Source organism: Peribacillus sp. FSL K6-5616 (assembly GCF_038008245.1).
GTDB lineage: Bacteria > Bacillota > Bacilli > Bacillales > DSM-1321 > Peribacillus > Peribacillus frigoritolerans.
Map to the genome: position 1 here is coordinate 2,286,422 of NZ_JBBOYT010000001.1, position 19,489 is coordinate 2,305,910.

Sequence of the window (19,489 nt, forward strand, 5' to 3'; positions counted from 1 at the left end):
GCCTGTGGGGTCTCGGCTAGCCAGTTATTCGGCAGGAGTGCCGCAAATTTCTTCCATCCATTAAGGATTACAGTTATAAAATCATGAAGGATAACCTAGTCTTTAACTCGGTTCGAATGAGTCCAGCCTACGGTTTTTTCTTAAAACAACATTCCAGTTGATTCCAGAAATCCGCTCCCTTTCCGCTGCCTGTCTGCCAAGCCTCCTCGGCACAAGCGCCTGTGGGGTCTCGGCTAGCCAGTGTTTCGGCAGGAGTGTCGCAAATTTCTTCCATCCATTGAGGATTACAGTTATAAAATCATGAAGGATAACCTAGTCTTAAACTCGGTTCGAATGAGTCCAGCCTACGGTTTCTTCTTAAAATATTTATTCCAGTCGATTTCAGAAGTCCGCTCCTTTTTCGCTGACTGTATGGATCATGGAGTATAAACAAGTTTTAAAACAAGGTTGAGGGTGAGACACTTCCGAATCTCCTAGACAAATAGAAAACGACTCATTTCTGAGTCGTTTTTTTAGGTTCGTTTCAATTCAAGTCTCTGGGCTACCAAAGAAAGGCTATAGTTAACTATGAAATACATGAGAGCCACCAGGATCAAAATCGGTATTAAGTACTTTTGACTTTGTCCATATATGATTTGACCATGATGCGTCAGCTCCGGTAAAGAGATGACAACAGCTAAAGAGGTGTCCTTTAATAAAGAAATGAATTGGCTGACAATAGGAGGAACCATGCGGCGCAGCGCTTGGGGCAGAATAATATGTATCAATGCCTGTGTATAGCTCAAACCTGATGAACGGGCAGCTTCCATTTGGCCTTTATCAATGGATTTTAGCCCACTTCGAATGACTTCAGAAAGCATGGCTGACTCGAAAATTGTCAAGGCAACTATGGCTGCTGGAATGATTTCCAGTTTAATCCGTATCTCCGGCAAAGCAAAATACGTAAAAAATATGATTAATAACAGAGGCAAATTACGTACAGTTTCTACAATCAAAGCTAATATTTGTGATAACACCGGCACTTTTGCGTATCGTATTATACCTACAAGACCGCCAATAATGAAACTTAGAATAATGGATATAAAAGCTACCTGGAGCGTTACCCAAAATCCTTCTAATAAAAACTTAAGATTATCTGGTGTATAGGCACCTGCAAAATCCATATCTTATACCTCCCTCAATTACTCTTAGCCAGACGTTTTTCCAAATAACCAACGCCAAAACTTAAAGGAATGGTAAGAATTAAGTAAAACGCTGCCACGAAAATGTACACATCAAACACGACAAATGTCCTTGAAGAAATCAAGTCCCCGTGGTACATAAGATCGAGTCCTGCAACAACGGCCAAAATGGAAGAATTCTTTACTAGATTGATAAATTGGTTTCCTAAAGGAGGAATGACTATTTTAACGGCCTGCGGCAGAATGACGAGCCTCATTGCCTGTCCATAAGTCAGACCTGATGAACGGGCAGCTTCCATTTGACCCTTTGGCACAGAAAGTATGCCTGCTCGAATTGCCTCAGCTATGAAAGATGAAGTGTAAATGGTCAAGGCCAATGTACCGGCGTATAGCCCGCTTAGTTTAAGACCGAGAAAGAAGAAAAAGGTAATGATCAATAACGGGATGTTCCGAATGAACTCAACATAGGCGGTACCCAGCCAGTTTAGTGGCTTTAATGGTGCAATCCGCATGATGGCAATTAGCACACCAAGAATCAAACTCGCTATCAACGCGACCAAACTCGACATGATCGTATTTTTAAAGCCTAATAAATACATATCCAGATTCTCTGTTAAAATGGAGAAATCAAGCACGGCATACACTCCTTTAACTAGTAAGGATGAGCAAAACGCTCATCCTCACAGACAAATGTTCAAATGTTATTTAAGGTCAACTTCCCATATCCATTTGCTGAAATGTTTAATGTTTAATCCATTTATCATGGATTTCATCGTACTTGCCTGAATCTTTAAGAGACTTAAGGGCTTTATTCAACTCTTCAACAAATTCAGCATTTCCTTTTTTCACGGCAATACCATAAGGTTCTTCCGTAAATGTACCGCCAACAAGCTCATAACTCGGATCTTCATCTGCCATTCCATAAAGGATGGAATCATCCGTTGTCAATGCATCCCCTTGTCCGGATTTAAGTGCAGCGAACGCTTCGGAATAGTTTTCAAATTCAAGCACTTGTGCTTCAGGAGCTTTTTCACGGATATTTATGGAAGAAGTAGAGCCTTTGACAGCCAATACCTTTTTCCCTTTTAAACTATCAATACCCTTGATATCGCTGCCCTTTTTGACCAACAAAGATTGTCCGGCGTCGAAATAAACATCTGTGAAGTCTACTTCTTTTTTACGATCTTCCGTGATTGTCATGGTCGCTACAATCGCATCGATATCACCATTATTCAATAAGGCCATCCTGGTTTTAGAAGTCACTTCTTTAAATTCAACTTTAGTCTCATCACCAAGGATTTCTGCTGCAAGAGCTTTAGCAATATCAATATCAAAGCCTTCAACCTCTCCAGTACTAGGATTCTTCAAACCGAATAGTCTTGTATCATTTTTCACCCCAAAAACGATTTTATCCTTTTCCTTCACTTGTGCGAGAACATCTTTTTCTTTGCCTTTACCTCCACCCTCTTCAGCTTTGTCTGAATCGTTCCCCCCGCCGCATCCAGCTAATAAAATGACAGCCAGTAATGATAGCAAAGATAATTTTAACCATTTCTTTTTCTTCAACATGTAATTCACCCCTGTTTTTTTAATGATTTAATATACGGCTAAGGAATAAACGAGCCCTCTCTTCACGAGGATTGGCGTAAAACTCAGCCGGTGATGCCTCTTCTAAAACCCTGCCTTCGTCCATGAATACGATTCGATCCGCTACTTCACGGGCAAACCCCATTTCGTGCGTGACCACCACCATCGTCATACCTTCATGGGCAAGTGCTTTCATTACATCCAGTACCTCGCCAATCATTTCTGGATCCAAGGCTGAGGTAGGTTCATCAAATAGCATGATTTCAGGCCCCATTGCCAAACCTCTGGCAATCGCTACCCGTTGCTGCTGTCCACCTGAAAGCTGAGAAGGAAATGAATTCGCTTTATCTCCAATCCCCACTTTGTCCAAATACTTCAGTGCAATCTTTTTCGCTTCCTCTTCGGATTGCCCCAGGACTTTCCTGGGAGCAAGCATGATATTCTCGAGCACTGTTTTATGGGGATATAAGTGAAAATGCTGGAAAACCATACCGATATTCCGACGAAGTTTGTTTATGTCCGTCTTTTTATCCGCTACATTTAGACCATTAATTGAAAGGGAACCTTGCGAAATGGTCTCTAGACGATTAATGCATCGAAGCAGTGTACTTTTTCCTGATCCGGAAGGTCCGATGACCACTACCACTTCCCCTTTTTTGATTGTTAGATTAATTTCTTTCAATACATGGAAATCGCCATAATACTTATTCACTCGGTCAAAAACTATCATAATTAGCCCCCTGCCCAAAACTGAAAATTTATAATAATCAGAATTCTAAAAGCGTAATATATCACTCTTTTAACTCGAAACAAATCTTATGTATAATCCTTTCTTCAAAAATTATTTCCCAATATTTCATAATTCATTGTGAAAAGTCCATTTTTATTGTTATTTTAAACTAGTAATTCAAATAATATATTCAATATTCACATTTTTTATTATATATAATATTTCTTAAAATTACCATATAAACTTTAAATTGTTAAAAACGATATCATATTTCATGATATTATTGCTATATTTCATAAAACTGGTAAATTCAAACTGATATCCTACAAAAAAATCCCTCTTTTTGTAAAAAAATCTTTTATTTCCCGAAAACTGAATATGCTTTTAATAATACAAAAAGACAGCATTTGCTGTCTTTTCGTATTATTCCTTTATCGCATCTTCAAATGGTGCTGAATACAAACCCCTTGGCGCCAGCATATCGGTATCTGATTCATGAATTTCCCCATTGTGGGTATATGGACCTGCTGGAAAAAAGTCAAACAAATCACTTTCCTTATGTATGATCAAGAAATAATCGTATAAATCATCCATAAGTTCCTGATGCTCATCTATTTTCATGATTTCACCACATTCATCAATTTCAAAGTTTTCATTAATCGCATCTTGAAGTTCCTCATTATTTGAATACGCGATATAAAAATCGACATCTCCGCACTCCATGCATAGCAAGAGTTTTTCTTCCAGTGCTTCTTCAAAGGTTTTCAGGACGATTTCCTTTAGTATGGCATCAATCTTTCCAGGATTAATCAATTTAATTTCAGTCTGGAACACAAAACCCCTCCAATCAAATACTGGCATTAAAATACCAAACACCAGTTTAATAAGCTACAATTTAATATTAAAATGAAATTGTTGAAATCATTTTTTCATCAACACCTAAATTAATGGCATAAGTTCATAAACCGCGATGGGTACCTAGCCCAAGATTTGGTCATAAAGGGCAATGCCGATAATTTGGCCGGATCACGACCTCCGATTAGTGTTTATAATAAGTTTGCCCACATAATTAGAATCATAATCTTCTATAATACAAAGAAAAAGATGATGGGAAGCGTAATCAGGCTTAATGATGTACTGATGAATGTAGCACTTGAAACGAATTCAGGCTCCGTGTTGAATTGGAGCGCATACATCGTAGTGTTGGCCGCTGTTGGCATGGCAGCTACGATGATCATGATATGCCTGACCATTTCACCCACTGGCAAGGCGAGTGATAACAGGAAGGCAATTGCTGGTGAAACGGCAAGTTTAAGAAGAAGTGAAACTGATAGCTTTCGATAAGCAATTTTTTTCAGGGAAATGTTGGCCAGCTGCATTCCCAGTGTAATCATGATTGTTGGGATAGCTGCGTTTGCAACAAGATTAATAGCTTCCATAACCGAATTGCTTAAAGGTATGTTCACGAACTGAAATACTGTTCCTGCAATAGCTCCATAAACAATTGGCATTCGACAAACCGCTTTAATTGCTGTTTGAACTCCGTTTCCTTCAGGACTGCCCTTTGCTGCGAAATAAATGCCGATCGTGCACATCACTAACTGCTGTCCCACCATAAGGATGATTGCATAATCGAGTCCTGCGGCTCCGAATAACAGGAAAATGACGGGTGTACCGTAATTCCCGTTATTCATGAATGCCGATGCCAATATCATGCCGCTTGTTTCAGTGACTGTATAATTGCGAAAAAAAGATATAATGTAGACTACCAGTATGAGAGAAAGGCAAAGTACTATCGTGAATAAGAACAGGTAAAAATAATTAATCGTAAATTCTGCGGAATAAAAAGTCCGGAACACGAGAAAAGGTGACATTAAATATAATGCCATCGTGGAAATCGATTTTGTATCAAGATTAAACTTTTTCTGACCGATGAAACCTAAAACAAATATACCGAATATCGGTAATAGAACTCCCAAAAAACCCATGCATATCACCTTCATAATTCTAATGATTTTCTTCTAACAATATCAGTTTTATAATTATTTGTAAAAATTCTTTTAAATTCTTTTGATTACACTCATAAACCCCAAAATAATTTGATTTTTCTTTATTTTCAGAAAACAATATTCAATTTCCCTAGACATATGATATATTGTTTATTATATTTACGTTAAAAAACGTAACATTAACACTTTTGGGTTATTAATATTATGAAGGGGTGTTTTTTTAGTGGATGTAAAATTCATGGAAATGGCCGTTCGACTTGCAAATGAAAATGTACTGGCTAAGAACGGAGGTCCTTTTGGTGCTATTATCGTAAAAGATGGCAAAGTCGTAGGCAGAGGATGTAATAATGTGACAACGGCCAACGATCCTACAGCGCACGCCGAAGTACAGGCGATTCGTGATGCATGCAGGAATCTCGACAGCTTCCAGCTTACAGATTGTGAAATTTACACTAGCTGCGAACCATGCCCCATGTGCATCGGTGCTATTTATTGGGCACGTCCAAAAGCCATTTATTACGCATGCACTAAAGAAGACGCTGCAGTTATTGGCTTTGATGATCACTTTATCTACCAAGAACTTGCCCTGCCAATGGAAAACCGCAAGATTAAAATGAAACAATTGTCTTTTAATGACCACGATTTACCATTCCGAACATGGGAAACCAATACGGAAAAAGTGAAATATTAACCGGTTATATATGGCCAAAGGGGTTATGAATATGAAAAAAAACTTGCTTAAAAGGAGAATTGACGTTGCAACAGGAAGAACACCTGCAGATTGCGTCATTAAGAACGGGCAAATCATAGATGTTTTCAATGGCGATATCTATACAGGCGACATTGCGATCGCCGATGGTTACTTTGCTGGAATTGGGCGTTATGAGGGTACTTCGGAAATCGATGCTGCAGGAAAATTCGTATGCCCTTCCTTCATTGATGGCCATGTTCATATAGAATCATCGATGGTCAGGCCTTATGAACTTGCAAAAATCCTCCTTTTACATGGTGTGACCTGCATCGTTGCGGATCCTCATGAAATTGCCAATGTTTCTGGCAAAAAGGGCATGGAATATATGATTGAACAATCCGATCAACTTCCTTTTGATTTTTACTTCATGATGCCCTCTTGTGTACCTGCTACGGAGTTTGAACATTCTGGTGCAGTCTTAAGAAGTGAAGATTTAATTTCCTTTTATCAAAACCCAAGAGTGCTTGGTTTAGCCGAAATAATGAATTTTCCCGCCGTTTCACATACAGATGAAGATATGCTGCAAAAAATATACGATGCAAACAGACTGGGCAAAAGCATCGATGGCCATGCAGCTGGATTATCCGAACAACAGCTCGATGTTTATCTAAGTGCAGGCATTAAAACAGATCATGAATGCACTACAGCGGAAGAGGCAAAAGAAAGACTGCGTAAAGGAATGTATCTTATGATCAGGGAAGGCACCGTCGCCAAAGATTTAATTAACCTGATTCCAGTTATTAATGAGAAGAACTCCCGCCGTTGTTTATTCGTCACCGATGACCGGCACCTAGATGATATAGTTTCTGAAGGAAGTATCGATCACAACGTTCGACTTTCCATAGAAACAGGTGTCCCGCCAATTACCGCCATTCAAATGGCGACCATTAATGCAGCGGAATGCTTTGGATTAAAGGAACATGGTGCAATTGCACCTGGATACAAGGCAGACTTCCTACTACTGGATGATCTTGATTCAGTCATCCTCCATTCGGTCTTCAAAGATGGAAAGCTTATGGTACAAAATAATCGATTGCTTAACTATCCAGCTGATGAGAAACAGGTTATTACCGACGGGTTGAAGCACTCTGTTCAATTTCATGAAATAACCGGAGATGATTTCGCGATACCTATTAAAAATGAGTTCGCTAATATTATTGAGATAACTCCAAACAGCTTGATTACAAAGCATTCGATTGAACCGGTCACACTTAATCATGATGGTCTATTTCAGTTCTCCGAACATGTTGATCATCTAAAACTTGCTGTTATTGAACGGCATCATATGACCAAACAAGTGGGCCTGGGAATCGTCAAAGGGCTCGGGTTGAAATCAGGAGCCATTGCCACGACAGTAGCCCATGATTCACATAATTTGATCATTGCCGGAACGAATGACCAGGATATGCTTCTGGCAGCTAAGGAAATCAAAAAAATGCAGGGTGGATTGACTGTAATCCAAAATGGAAAAATACTAGCCTCCCTTCCCCTTCCAATAGCTGGTTTGATGAGTGAATGCAATTATATGGATGTGGTCCATTCATTGAAGCACATCGATGAAGCCTTATTGAAACTCGGTTCTAACAGGCATTTCAACCCTTTTCTTACACTTGCCTTCTTGGCGCTACCTGTCATCCCTGAAATCAAACTGACGGATCAGGGTTTATTTTCCGTTTCTGAGTTTAGGCATATCCCCCTCGAAGCCTCAAAGCCAGTCGATTTAAATTAACCCGATAGTCGGGTTTTTTTTTCATCTAAAAAAATTTAAAAAGAAAAAGGTTCCGACTCAACATAAAACGGGAAAAGGATATATGGGCATCATCTATGTTAAAATAATAATAAACACAAATCTTTCTTGGAGGAGATAAATATGGCAAAACATGATCAACAGAACTTCATTGGATACATAGGCACTTACACAAAAGGAAACAGCGAAGGCATTTACCGATTTACTTTAGATACAGCAGAAGGAAAGCTCAGCACACCGGTTCTTGCAGCAGAATTGACCGATCCGACTTATGTCGCCATCAGCCAGGACAAAAAGAATCTCTTCGCCATTTTAAAAGAAGCTGGCAGCGGTGGAGTTTCATCCTATTCGATTAGTGAAGATTCAGGTGAGCTTACCTTCTTAGGCAAACAACTGACACCAAATGGCTCTTCCTGCCATATAAGTGTCGACAGCAAGAAACAGGTTTTGGTCACTTCCAGTTATGGAGAAGGCGTGATTGAATCATATCCGCTTCATGACGATGCGACACCTTTGCCTGTATCATCAACTGTTCAACATGAAGGGCATGGACCGAATCAAGAACGTCAGGAAAAAGCACACACTCACTTCGCTGGTTTCACGCCGGATGAAAGGTTCATTGCTGTTGTCGACCTCGGAATAGATAAAGTAATAACCTATAAAATACATAATGGGGTTTTGGAAGAAGTAAACAGCTTATCTGTTGCTCCCGGCAGCGGACCACGGCATCTGACCTTCCACCCAAACGGTAAATTTGCTTATGTCATGGCAGAACTTGTACCAGAAGTGATTGTTTTGAGCTTCGATAGTCAAACCGGTAGTTTTTCTGAATTGCAAACGGTACGGACCGTCCCGGAAGATTTCAAGGAAAATAACCAAGGAAGCGCCATTCATATTTCTGATGACGGGCGATTCATATATGCCGCAAACCGCGGACATGATAGTATTGCCGTTTACGAAATCAATCAAGAAACAGGCAAACTGGCATTCGTGCAGCTGGTTTCCACCGAAGGACATTGGCCGCGTGATTTTTCATTGGACCCTAGCGGAAAATTTCTGATCGCTTCTAATGAACAATCAGGAAACTTGACACTATATGCCCGGAATGAGCATGACGGAAAATTAACATTATTGCAAAAGGATGTTCAAGTTCCCTTCCCTGTTTGCGTTAAATTCTTATAATTCATAATAAAAGAGGATTGAAGCTTTAACTGCAGCTTCAATCCTCTTTTTTATGCCCTACTTTAATTCCAATTCTCTGCCATTTCGGGAAAATCTATATATGGGTTACGATTACCCTGCATTTCATGTATAGCGAGGTTTCTATGTTTTTCATAAGTGCTGACGGGAAAAAGCCGATGCCATTCCAAAAGCAGTGCCAGGTCGATTTTGCCGCTATCGATGATTCCCTCATATCTGAGTAAAAAATACAAAGTTGCCCTCGCCACGATCCCTTTTCCGTATTCGGGCTCGAATTTACTTTCGTCTGATTTCCCGCAACCCGCTTTTATACCGGCAGCCGATCTTTCAGGGATATAATCCTCAAAATCATGGTATGGATAGTTACTCCGGCTGCTATTACACGTTGGTTCACAGGCGAACAGATGATGCAAATCCCCCCTCATCGGTTCTTTTTTATCGAACCATGATTGAGGTACTACATGTTCACAATTAACGAGAATATTCTCCGAATTTGTTGATTCAATACCTCTTGACAACACTTCCAGTATACGGATATCTTCCTCAATCACTTGTGCAGGATCCATCCCTTTACCGGAATACAGACTTTTCAGCTGGCCATTTTCCTGTAAGTCCACCCATGGGTAAACATGACGATGCGGTGAGTAGTTCAGCTGGTTTTTATGGGTTGCCACAAGTAGGTCCTTCAATCCTTCCCGGTCCAAGGAACCATCTTTGTAGTATGCCAGCTTAAGTTCCTGATCTTTGGTTTCATCATAGTATTCGCGGTTTTCATTGAAGTTGACTAGTGCAGCCATTGCCATTTCCCGTTCTTTTTCAAGTACTTCAAAACTATACTTCATCCACTCATCCCCCCGCTTCTATTAAAAACCTAACTTTTACCATAATAAAAGCTTAATAGAAATAGACCGAAAAAAAAAGGTGCTTTAGAAGTGTCTAACGAAGAATTTCAATAAAATGGGTAAGGATTTTCGCTGTCATTCCCCAGATTACCCGACCATTATATAAGTAAAAATACTCTTCCATCTGTTTTGGCTGCCATTTATAATTCTCCCCGCCAACGACTAAATCATGGGGGAAGTTTGCATGCGGTTCCACTTTATATTCCACATGATAAATTTCTGGCGGTTTTTCCATGAAAAAGGAAAGCGGGACCGTAAAAATGGTTTCTACCTCAGCTGGATTAGGTATTATCCGTTGATGGTTACGAACAAATCCTGCATAAGGATAGACAATCATCCCGAATGGAGATACCAAATAATCGATTGGAAAGACGTTTTCGATATCTTCTTTTCGCAAATTAAGTTCCTCATATGTTTCCCTTAGGGCAGCAGCCTGTTCATCATGATCCAGCTTGTCTATTTTCCCACCCGGAAAACATATATCCCCCGGCTGCCTCCTCAGTTTGTGTGAACGCTCTTCGAAAAGAACATGAATTCCATCTTCTTTCTCTATTAGCGGTACCAATACAGCATACTTTGAAAAATTCCCACTCCCTAAAATTTCAGGGATATGTAATGTTAATTTTTTTGTTATATCTTCATTATTCATGTCCCTCACCTCTTCTGCCGGATAATATAGATATTCTATCACTACTCCTTATCATTCCATTTTCGAACATCCGCTTTAACTAAGCAAGGAAAACGATTCCAAAATATCGCCTATAATTTCTATTAGATTCCTTTACCTCTTATTCTTCCTTGATCATAGACAAAAGCACCGTTCAAAGTTCCGAACGGCGCTAAAACTGACGTATCAGCCTCATTTAAAAAGCAAGTTATGTGTATCAACAGGCACATACATGAAATCGTTGAATATTCTGTTTTTTCATTTTATTTTTATAGTTCAGCTAACGTTCGCTTTACCGTCGCTATGATGAATGCAAAATCCTCTTCAGTTATACTAAGCGGGGGAGCAAGAGTCAGGATATTATTGAAACCTGCTACTGTATCGCCATTTTTCCCTATGATCAGCCCCTTTTCTTTGCATGAAGCAATGACTTTATTGATTTTGGAAAGTTCGATCGGCTGTTTGGTCAGTTTATCTTCCACTAGTTCAATGCCTACCAACAAACCTTTCCCGCGTACATCCCCAACATTGGGATGAGATTTGATTTCTTCAAACTCTTGCAGAAAGCGTAGCCCTAACTCCTTGGACTGTTCTATTAGTTTTTCATTTTCATATATTTCAATATTCTTCAAAGCGACGGCACAGGCAGCAGGATTGCCGCCAAATGTATTTACATGCCGAAAGCGGTCATAAACGTCTGAGCCAATATACGCTTCATAAATTTCACGTTTGACGGCAGTAGCTGATAATGGCAAATAAGCGCTCGTGATTCCTTTAGCCATTGTTACGATGTCTGGTTTTACATCATAGTTCATAAATCCGAATTTCTTACCAGTACGGCCGAACCCGCAAATGACCTCATCCGAAATGAGAAGGACACCATTTTTCTCACAAATTTCTTTGACACGTTTCATATATCCATCGGGCGGCATCAAAATTCCGCCCCCGGTGATGATTGGTTCCATGATGACCGCAGCCACCGTTTCGCTCAGCTCCCATGTAATGGTACGTTCAATTTCCGCTGCACTTTTTTCACCGCTTTCATCCTCTGGATTTCGGTAAGAATCTGGCGGTGATACATGAAGAAACCCTGGGGCGAGAGGTTCATATTTATATTTTCGCTGTGCCTGCCCGGTAGCTGACAGGGCTCCCATTGAATTGCCATGATAGCCGCGATAACGCGAAATGAATTTATAGCGTCCATGTTCACCCTTTTGCTGATGATACTGCCGCGCAATTTTAAAGGCAGCCTCATTGGCTTCTGAACCGCTGTTAGAGAAGAAAATCACATAATCCCCACCAAGCCATTCATTTAATTTCTCCGCTAGCTTAATAGCCGGGATGTGGCTATTCGTTAAAGGGGCATAAGGAAGTTCCTTCAGCTGCTCGTAAGCTGCTTCAGCCAGTTCCGTGCGGCCATAACCGACGTTGACACACCATAAACCAGACATCCCATCCAGGAAACGATTCCCATCAACATCCGTAATCCATGCTCCTTGCCCGTTTTTAATCACCATTGCACCAGGGGTGGGTTCAGCCCCTTTCATATGATGCCATACATACTTACCATCCATCGCTTTAAGATCCTGACCCTGTTTTTCAACCTGCATAAACTACACTCCTCCTAAAATAATGTATAAAGGAAGGCCGACCACAAATTGCGCCGACCCCCTTTTTCCTATCAGTATCTTGCCGTTAACATTTTCTTTCTGGTGTAAAATTCCACGCCGTCTTTCCCATTGGCATGAAGGTCCCCATAAAACGAACTTTTATATCCGGAAAATGGAAAGAATGCCATTGGCGCGGGTACCCCAAGGTTAATGCCAAGCATACCTGCATCAATTTCTTCGCGAAATTCACGGATGGCTTTTGCACTATCCGTATAGAGGCAGGCACCATTGGCAAATTCGGATTGATTGGTCAATTCAATTGCTTCTTCAAGAGTATTAACTCGTACTATGGATAAGACAGGAGCAAAAATTTCATCACTCCATATTTTCATGTTTGTTTTTACATGATCAAATAATGTCGGTCCAACGTAATAGCCTTTTTCCTGATCGCCTTCATTCCTGCCATCACGAAGGAGGACAGCTCCTTCTTTTTCCCCGATTTCAATGTATTGTTCTGTTCTTTTTTTATGAGTATCACGGATTACAGGTCCCAGGAAAACGTCCTTATCCATTCCATTTCCAATCTTGATGTTATCCGCTGCAGCCTTTAATTTCTCAACGAGCGTATCTCCCACTTCTCCCACCGCAACAACCACTGACGCAGCCATGCAGCGCTCGCCTGCAGATCCGAAAGCTGCATTCGTTATGTTCGTTACCGCATTATCCAAATCTGCATCAGGCATGACGATCGAATGATTTTTCGCACCCGATAAAGCCTGGACACGTTTTTTATTGGCAGCGGCCGTTTTGTATACATACTCTGCGACAGGCTGAGATCCCACAAATGATACCGCTTTAATGTCTTCATGTTCCAATATCCCATTCACGACATCGTGGGCACCATGGACAATATTGACAACACCATCCGGAACACCGGCTTCTGTCAATAATTCCACGAGACGGTTGGCCAAAAGCGGTGTCCGTTCTGAAGGTTTTAAGATAAACGTATTTCCACAAGCTATTGCCAGCGGGAACATCCAACATGGCACCATCATCGGGAAATTAAACGGCGTAATCCCGGCAACGACACCCATTGGATAACGATACATGCCAGATTCAATGCCTGGGGAAATATCAGGAAGCTGACTTCCCATCATCAAGGTAGGGGCACCTGCTGCGAACTCCACGCATTCAATCCCGCGCTGAACCTCACCATATGCTTCTGTATAGCTTTTTCCGTTTTCGATAGTGACCAGCTTTGCAAGCTCATCCCAGTGTTCAATCAGTAATTGCTGGTAACGGAATAAGAAGCGAGCTCTTTTTGGAACGGCGACCTTTTTCCATTCTTTATACGCCTTTTTAGCAACCTCCACCGCTTGGTTTACATCTTCCTTAGTTGAAAGGGGTACGATTGCCAATGCTTCTCCTGTTGCCGGGTTAGGCACTTGTTCATGTTTCGAAGTTGTGGAATCAACCCATTTGCCACCGATATAATTTTTCAACGTTTCTACTTCATTGATAACTGTCATTAAATAAACCCTCCATTTCAACACGATTTCATAGTTTCATTATATTTTTCAAAACGACTTTTTACATTAGACGTTTTGTATAGTTTTTGATTCAATATTTGCACATATTGTTTGTTTCTGGCTTTCCCATATCCATCATAATCAACAACAGAAATTCACACTTCGCAAACGATGTATATTTTTCTTATTACTTTCCCTTTAATCAGCTGACTTCGCAGCCATCATTTTATAATGGAATATAGCTTTAGGTCTTGATGCTTCCCCTTGACGAACATTCCTTTTCTTATTATTCCCTCAAAAGACATACCAGCCTTTTGCATGACTCGCTCTGAACCTGAATTTTCAACGAAGCACCTTGCTTGTATTCGAACTAGGTTCATATTTTCGAAGCCAAAGGCGATTATCTTTTGGGCTGCCTCCGTCATCAAGCCACTCCCCCAATATTCTGGTGCAAGCACATACCCTATTTCCGCACTATGATGGTCAACCTGCCATGAAACAAAATCAATGGTACCAATCAACTTACCGCTTTCCTTGTGTTCTATGCCCCATGGAGCGATTTTCTTATCCTCATAATTTTGAAGGATAAATCGGATAAAATCTTTTGTATCACTTAGGGAACGATGGGCTTCCCATGTGACGTAACGGGAAACTTCATTGTTGGATGCATAAGCGAACATGTCTTCGGCATCATTCATGGTGACTTTCCTCATGATCAATCGTTTTGATTCCAGGGCAGGCAGCTGTCCATATATCTCTTTCACGTTCATGATTACACCCCATTCCATTGATTATTAGTATTATAGCAAGATTGGTAAGCAATCGCCTTTCCAATTGAAATATTATCGAAACTTACGTATAATTCAGAAAAAATATCCAGGAGGATAATTATGCCAAAAAGAAAACTCATAATAAGCCAAAATTTGAATGAAATCTTATTACAGAAGATCCAAGAATTGATTCCCGAGTGGACTGTTATCACAGGGAGATCTCCGGAAAAATGGAGAGATCATATTGCCGATGCAGAAGTGATCGCAGGCTGGAAAGCGGAAATGTCTGTATCGATCGCTGCAAGCGATGTTAAATGGATCCAGACATGGAGCGCAGGAGTGAATGCTTTACCCCTGGAAAATTTAGAACAAATGAATGTTCAGATTACAACTGCAAACGGCGTTCATGCGTATCCCATTTCAGAGACTATTTTCGCGTTAATGCTTGCCTTAACAAGAAAAACAGATACATATATTAAGCAACAGCATACAAAGACCTGGCATCACGCACATATGAAGCAGGAAATTCATGAAAAGACCATAGGAATCATCGGTGTCGGGAAAATCGGAAAGGAAACCGCCAAAATTGCCAAGGCTTTTGGCATGACCGTATTAGGGATGCGCCATTCCGGTGAATCAGAAGAATTTGTAGATGAGATGTTCACACAAAAACAATTGATTGATCTTCTTCCTAAGTGTGATTATATTGTCGTGACATTACCTTTGACCCCAGAAACAAGGAATATGTTTGGTAAAAACGAATTCAATTTAATGAAGCGCTCCGCATTTTTCATTAATATAGGAAGGGGAAACCTCGTCATTCAAAACGAATTGATTCAAGCGCTTAAGGACAAAGATATTGCAGGTGCTGGTCTTGATGTGTTTGAAACGGAGCCACTTCCTGAGAATAGCCCTTTATGGGAGTTGAACAACGTAATCATCACGCCGCACACATCCGGAAATACGGAATTTTACGACCAAAGGCTAATTCAGGATATTTTCATCCCAAATTTAAAGGACTATCTAAATGGTAAAACACCTTCAACAAATTTACTTGATTACAAAAAAGGGTATTAAGAATTGTTCATTTTCTGTATACATTAATAATCTTCCCTTGTTAGCTTGCAGATTCCGACATTATCTGTTATATTTAAAAAGAATTATTTTTGTTCGGGAAGATTGATAAGTGAAAAACTTTTCGTCTAATGATTGAGCAAGGGTAGTAACACAATGTGTGGATTCACACTAGGAGGCAACAACAATGGAACAAGGTAAAGTAAAATGGTTTAACGCAGAAAAAGGATTTGGCTTCATCGAACGCGAAAACGGAGACGATGTATTCGTACATTTCTCAGCTATCCAAAGCGAAGGATTCAAATCATTAGACGAAGGTCAAGAAGTTACTTTTGAAGTTGAGCAAGGTCAACGTGGACCCCAAGCTACTAACGTTCAAAAAGCATAATTTTAAATACAATATATAACGGACCCTACTTGTAGGGTCTGTTTTTTTTGATCGAAAAAACAATCATAAAAAAACCCTATTCACAGGGAATAGGGAACATGAAACAAGTTTAGTAAATGGTAAACCTAGTATAACACACTAAGAAAAGAAACCCTAATTTATCCGAAAAGTAAAAATTATCAAGCACTTCCGAAGCCCTCGATATCGACCTTACCATTCATTCATTTCTTATCCGCTTCATATGTTCGATCCGTTCCCCACGGATAAAACGGAGGCATATCCGTGCTGCTTTTCATTTTGAAATCGGCTTTCCTTTTTTCGAGAAAAGCTTCGATTCCTTCTAGTGCATCAGCTTGTTTTCCGGTCCAATGAATCATTTTCGATTCTATTTTGTGTGATTCAACAGGATGGTTCGCACCGAGCATGGACCACATTAACTGCCGGGATAGCGTCACAGAGACGGAAGATGTATTTTCCGCAATGTCTGTCGCAATCTCCATTGCTGCAGACATCAATTCTTCTGGCTCGACGATCTTGTTTACCAGCCTTCCCTCATATGCTTCACTGGCCGTAATCATCCTGCCGGTAAAAATCCATTCGGAAGCTTTGCCCATTCCGACAAGTCTAGGCAAGAACCAGCCGCTGCATGCCTCCATCGTTATCCCCCGCCTTGCAAATACAAAACCCATCTTTGCATCTGTTGAAGCAATTCTAATGTCCATGGGCAAAGTCATCGTTATCCCAATCCCGACTGCCGCTCCATTAATGGCTGCTATCATAGGTTTCTTCATCTCAAAAATCCGTAATGACAACATTCCTCCTGCATCGCGATATTCAACCAAAGGAGTGTGATCCATAAACGTTTCTGCACCTTTTTCCAAATCCATTCCAGCACAAAAAGCATCCCCAGCGCCAGTTAATATGACGGCTCTTACGTCATCATTTTCATCCGCTTCATTAAAAGCGCGAATCATCTCCTCACACATCTTTTCATTGAAAGCATTCATTCTCTCTGGACGATTAAGAGTAACAATCATGACACGATCGACGATCTCACTAGTTATCGTGGAATACAATAACAGTCCCTCCTTCTCTCACAAATTGAAACATTCAACAGAATTTTATATTTACATATAATTACATTTTATATGTTTTATTTTCAGATTCCTAGTTTTTTATTTTGACATACTTATAAATAATTTGATAATCGTTTCTATTCTAAAAATATTTTACATAAATGTGTAAAAAAAGACCAGTCGCAAATGCAACTGGTTTTTTTGTTTACCAATATAAATGACAAGCAACGAAATGTCCTGGTTTTTGTTCTTTCCATTCAGGTACAGCACTGGAGCATATCTCCATCGCCTTAGGGCAGCGCGTCCGAAATACACAGCCGCTCGGCGGATTGATCGGACTTGGTACATCGCCTTTAAGGACGATCCTTTCCCGTTTAATAGTCGGGTCTGGTATCGGCACTGCGGATAGCAAGGCCTGTGTGTATGGGTGTAGCGGATCTTTCGTTAAGGAATCACTATCCGAAAGTTCCATCATCCTGCCAAGGTACATGACTAAAATACGATCTGAAATATACTTGACCATCGATAAATCATGCGCTATGAATAAATAAGTCAATCCCATTTCTTTTTGCAGTTCTTTTAATAAGTTGACCACTTGGGCCTGTATCGAAACATCCAAGGCAGAGATTGGTTCATCACAAACGATGAATTTAGGATTTAAAGCCAAGGCCCTTGCAATTCCAATACGCTGGCGTTGTCCGCCACTGAATTCATGCGGAAAACGAGTGATATGTTCCGGACTTAAACCAACCAGCTTTAACAGGTCTTCCACCCGTTTTCTTCGCTCTTTACCTTTTGATATCCCATGAATGGCAAGTGGTTCCCCAATCAATTCCTCCACCTTCATCCTTGGGTTCAAGGATGCGTAAGGATCTTGGAAAATCATTTGTATTTCACGGCGGATATGTGACATTTCCCCGGGTTTGTAATCGAAAATATTTTTCCCCTGAAAAAGAACTTCTCCATCTGTCGGTTCATATAATCGAGTGATTGTACGACCTGCAGTCGACTTACCGCAACCGCTTTCCCCAACAAGGCCGACAGTTTCCCCTGGATAGATTTTGAGATCCAAACCATCTACCGCTTTCAGTGATTGAGAACCGATAGGAAAATGCTTCTTCAGATTCTTTATTTCAACAAGAGGAGAATTTTCGTTGTATGTCTTTTCTTTTACGGCCTTATTTTTCAGTGAAACCATTGGTTCTCCTCCTTTATACATTAGTCGGTGCTTGTAACTGTGCTGCCTTGGCCATCGGGTGGTGCAGCCAGCATGCGGCTGTCTGACCTTCTTCCACTACTTCAAGCTCCGGATCATGGCCTTTGCACACTTTCATTGCTGATTCACATCTTGGGTAAAATGGGCATCCTTTTGGCGGATCCAATAAATCCGGTGGTGATCCGATAATCGGAACCAACGGAGCCGTTTTTTCCATATCCAGCCTTGGCACCGTTTTAAGCAGACCTCTTGTATAAGGATGCTGCGGGTTTGAAAATATAGCCTCTACCGTACCCGTCTCCACAACCTTGCCTGCATACATGACGACTACCCGTTCACAAGTTTCCGCAACCACACCTAAATCATGAGTGATTAAAATGATGGAAGTATCCATTCTTCGTTGGATATCTTTCATCAGTTCCAATATTTGCGCTTGTATCGTTACATCCAATGCAGTTGTAGGTTCATCGGCAATCAGCAATTTCGGTTCGCAAGCAAGGGCCATCGCTATCATTGCCCTTTGGCGCATACCACCTGAAAACTCATGCGGATATTGCTGCATTCTTTTTTCCGGCTGTGGAATACCTACTAGTTTCAGTGTTTCCAACGCCCGTTCGTATGCATCATTTCGGGACATGTTTTTATTATGCTTTAAAATGCCTTCCATGATCTGGCTGCCGATTTTTGTCGTTGGATTGAGCGAAGTCATCGGATCCTGGAAAATCATGCTGATTTCATTCCCTCGAATCCTCTGCATTTCCTTTTCACTCATTTTAAGAAGGTCTTTACCGCCAAAGTTTATCGACCCTTTTCCATACTCTGCCGGGGGTGTTTCCAATAATCTCATGATAGATTTCGCTGTAACACTTTTGCCGCATCCGGACTCCCCAACAATCGCAACGGCTTCCCCCTTTTTCACGCCAAAGTTCACACCGCGAACCGCTTGCACTTTACCTGCATAAGTATGGAAGGTGATTTGTAAATCGTTGACTTCTAATAGGTTCTCCATCATCGTCCCTCCTATTCTAGTAATATCAAATCATTATGTTAGG

General features: G+C 40.7%; 19 protein-coding genes. 5 read left to right on the forward strand and 14 right to left on the reverse strand.

The features are described 5' to 3' along the window. Window positions 1-512: 512 nt before the first annotated feature. The 6 genes from MHB45_RS10955 to MHB45_RS10980 all read right to left on the reverse strand — a co-directional run bounded on the left by MHB45_RS10955 (window position 513) and on the right by MHB45_RS10980 (window position 5,486). Window positions 513-1,163: an amino acid ABC transporter permease gene (locus tag MHB45_RS10955; RefSeq protein WP_034307000.1), complete on the reverse strand. Its 651-nt coding sequence runs from the start codon at window positions 1,161-1,163 to the stop codon at window positions 513-515. Between the two features lie 14 nt (window positions 1,164-1,177). Beyond that, window positions 1,178-1,816 (reverse strand): amino acid ABC transporter permease, encoded by a 639-nt coding sequence (locus MHB45_RS10960; RefSeq protein ID WP_048687123.1) that lies wholly within the window; start codon window positions 1,814-1,816, stop codon window positions 1,178-1,180. 106 nt (window positions 1,817-1,922) lie between these two features. Further along, on the reverse strand, window positions 1,923-2,750 hold the full coding sequence (locus MHB45_RS10965; RefSeq protein ID WP_072273042.1) for a transporter substrate-binding domain-containing protein: 828 nt from the start codon (window positions 2,748-2,750) through the stop codon (window positions 1,923-1,925). 19 nt (window positions 2,751-2,769) lie between these two features. Then, window positions 2,770-3,498: an amino acid ABC transporter ATP-binding protein gene (locus MHB45_RS10970; protein WP_048687119.1), complete on the reverse strand. Its 729-nt coding sequence runs from the start codon at window positions 3,496-3,498 to the stop codon at window positions 2,770-2,772. Window positions 3,499-3,921: 423 nt separating this feature from the next. Continuing rightward, a complete protein-coding gene (locus MHB45_RS10975) occupies window positions 3,922-4,332 on the reverse strand; it encodes a hypothetical protein (protein WP_081088609.1) in 411 nt (136 codons plus the stop codon). A 251-nt stretch (window positions 4,333-4,583) separates the two neighbouring features. Beyond that, complete coding sequence (locus MHB45_RS10980) at window positions 4,584-5,486, reverse strand: AEC family transporter (protein ID WP_034307016.1); 903 nt, start codon at window positions 5,484-5,486, stop codon at window positions 4,584-4,586. Between the two features lie 259 nt (window positions 5,487-5,745). Here MHB45_RS10980 and MHB45_RS10985 point away from each other — a divergent pair, with 259 nt between their 5' ends. The 3 genes from MHB45_RS10985 (at window position 5,746) to MHB45_RS10995 (ending at window position 9,187) form a co-directional block, all read left to right on the forward strand. After that, complete coding sequence (locus tag MHB45_RS10985; protein ID WP_048687127.1) at window positions 5,746-6,198, forward strand: nucleoside deaminase; 453 nt, start codon at window positions 5,746-5,748, stop codon at window positions 6,196-6,198. Window positions 6,199-6,223: 25 nt separating this feature from the next. Beyond that, complete coding sequence (gene ade / locus MHB45_RS10990; RefSeq protein WP_072273043.1) at window positions 6,224-7,987, forward strand: adenine deaminase; 1,764 nt, start codon at window positions 6,224-6,226, stop codon at window positions 7,985-7,987. A 141-nt stretch (window positions 7,988-8,128) separates the two neighbouring features. Further along, window positions 8,129-9,187 carry a lactonase family protein gene (locus MHB45_RS10995; RefSeq protein ID WP_048687113.1) on the forward strand — a complete coding sequence of 353 codons (1,059 nt, stop codon included), beginning with the start codon at window positions 8,129-8,131 and terminating at the stop codon, window positions 9,185-9,187. A gap of 62 nt (window positions 9,188-9,249) precedes the next feature. On the opposite strand, the gene MHB45_RS11000 is transcribed toward MHB45_RS10995, so the two are convergent. From MHB45_RS11000 to MHB45_RS11020, 5 genes are all read right to left on the reverse strand, one after another. Continuing rightward, entirely contained in the window at window positions 9,250-10,047 is a 798-nt protein-coding gene (locus MHB45_RS11000; protein WP_048687112.1) for an endonuclease I family protein, read from the reverse strand. 94 nt (window positions 10,048-10,141) lie between these two features. Next, entirely contained in the window at window positions 10,142-10,756 is a 615-nt protein-coding gene (locus MHB45_RS11005) for an NUDIX hydrolase (RefSeq protein ID WP_053535163.1), read from the reverse strand. Between the two features lie 287 nt (window positions 10,757-11,043). Beyond that, on the reverse strand, window positions 11,044-12,384 hold the full coding sequence (locus tag MHB45_RS11010) for an aspartate aminotransferase family protein (protein WP_340907872.1): 1,341 nt from the start codon (window positions 12,382-12,384) through the stop codon (window positions 11,044-11,046). Between the two features lie 71 nt (window positions 12,385-12,455). Further along, window positions 12,456-13,913, reverse strand: coding sequence for a CoA-acylating methylmalonate-semialdehyde dehydrogenase (locus MHB45_RS11015; RefSeq protein WP_048687107.1), 1,458 nt, complete (start codon window positions 13,911-13,913; stop codon window positions 12,456-12,458). 221 nt (window positions 13,914-14,134) lie between these two features. Continuing rightward, window positions 14,135-14,683 (reverse strand): GNAT family N-acetyltransferase, encoded by a 549-nt coding sequence (locus MHB45_RS11020; RefSeq protein WP_048687106.1) that lies wholly within the window; start codon window positions 14,681-14,683, stop codon window positions 14,135-14,137. Window positions 14,684-14,803: 120 nt separating this feature from the next. Here MHB45_RS11020 and MHB45_RS11025 point away from each other — a divergent pair, with 120 nt between their 5' ends. Continuing rightward, a complete protein-coding gene (locus tag MHB45_RS11025; RefSeq protein ID WP_048687104.1) occupies window positions 14,804-15,760 on the forward strand; it encodes a D-2-hydroxyacid dehydrogenase in 957 nt (318 codons plus the stop codon). Window positions 15,761-15,944: 184 nt separating this feature from the next. After that, window positions 15,945-16,145 carry a cold-shock protein gene (locus MHB45_RS11030; RefSeq protein ID WP_029714163.1) on the forward strand — a complete coding sequence of 67 codons (201 nt, stop codon included), beginning with the start codon at window positions 15,945-15,947 and terminating at the stop codon, window positions 16,143-16,145. A gap of 221 nt (window positions 16,146-16,366) precedes the next feature. On the opposite strand, the gene MHB45_RS11035 is transcribed toward MHB45_RS11030, so the two are convergent. From MHB45_RS11035 to MHB45_RS11045, 3 genes are all read right to left on the reverse strand, one after another. Beyond that, a complete protein-coding gene (locus MHB45_RS11035) occupies window positions 16,367-17,221 on the reverse strand; it encodes a crotonase/enoyl-CoA hydratase family protein (protein ID WP_197281826.1) in 855 nt (284 codons plus the stop codon). Between the two features lie 205 nt (window positions 17,222-17,426). Next, the gene (locus tag MHB45_RS11040) at window positions 17,427-18,419 is read right to left on the reverse strand and encodes an ABC transporter ATP-binding protein (protein ID WP_048679436.1); all 993 of its coding nucleotides are present in this window, start codon (window positions 18,417-18,419) and stop codon (window positions 17,427-17,429) included. A 13-nt stretch (window positions 18,420-18,432) separates the two neighbouring features. Further along, window positions 18,433-19,446 carry an ABC transporter ATP-binding protein gene (locus MHB45_RS11045; protein ID WP_048679433.1) on the reverse strand — a complete coding sequence of 338 codons (1,014 nt, stop codon included), beginning with the start codon at window positions 19,444-19,446 and terminating at the stop codon, window positions 18,433-18,435. Between the last annotated feature and the right edge of the window lie 43 nt (window positions 19,447-19,489).

Coding starts and splice junctions, on each gene's coding strand:
- MHB45_RS10955 (WP_034307000.1), bottom strand. CDS start 1,163: ATGGATTTTGCAGGTGCCTATACACCAGATAATCTTAAGTTTTTATTA.
- MHB45_RS10965 (WP_072273042.1), bottom strand. CDS start 2,750: ATGTTGAAGAAAAAGAAATGGTTAAAATTATCTTTGCTATCATTACTG.
- MHB45_RS10970 (WP_048687119.1), bottom strand. CDS start 3,498: ATGATAGTTTTTGACCGAGTGAATAAGTATTATGGCGATTTCCATGTA.
- MHB45_RS10980 (WP_034307016.1), bottom strand. CDS start 5,486: ATGGGTTTTTTGGGAGTTCTATTACCGATATTCGGTATATTTGTTTTA.
- MHB45_RS10985 (WP_048687127.1), top strand. CDS start 5,746: ATGGAAATGGCCGTTCGACTTGCAAATGAAAATGTACTGGCTAAGAAC.
- ade (WP_072273043.1), top strand. CDS start 6,224: ATGAATATGAAAAAAAACTTGCTTAAAAGGAGAATTGACGTTGCAACA.
- MHB45_RS10995 (WP_048687113.1), top strand. CDS start 8,129: ATGGCAAAACATGATCAACAGAACTTCATTGGATACATAGGCACTTAC.
- MHB45_RS11000 (WP_048687112.1), bottom strand. CDS start 10,047: ATGAAGTATAGTTTTGAAGTACTTGAAAAAGAACGGGAAATGGCAATG.
- MHB45_RS11005 (WP_053535163.1), bottom strand. CDS start 10,756: ATGAATAATGAAGATATAACAAAAAAATTAACATTACATATCCCTGAA.
- MHB45_RS11010 (WP_340907872.1), bottom strand. CDS start 12,384: ATGCAGGTTGAAAAACAGGGTCAGGATCTTAAAGCGATGGATGGTAAG.
- MHB45_RS11015 (WP_048687107.1), bottom strand. CDS start 13,913: ATGACAGTTATCAATGAAGTAGAAACGTTGAAAAATTATATCGGTGGC.
- MHB45_RS11020 (WP_048687106.1), bottom strand. CDS start 14,683: ATGAACGTGAAAGAGATATATGGACAGCTGCCTGCCCTGGAATCAAAA.
- MHB45_RS11025 (WP_048687104.1), top strand. CDS start 14,804: ATGCCAAAAAGAAAACTCATAATAAGCCAAAATTTGAATGAAATCTTA.
- MHB45_RS11030 (WP_029714163.1), top strand. CDS start 15,945: ATGGAACAAGGTAAAGTAAAATGGTTTAACGCAGAAAAAGGATTTGGC.
- MHB45_RS11040 (WP_048679436.1), bottom strand. CDS start 18,419: ATGGTTTCACTGAAAAATAAGGCCGTAAAAGAAAAGACATACAACGAA.
- MHB45_RS11045 (WP_048679433.1), bottom strand. CDS start 19,446: ATGGAGAACCTATTAGAAGTCAACGATTTACAAATCACCTTCCATACT.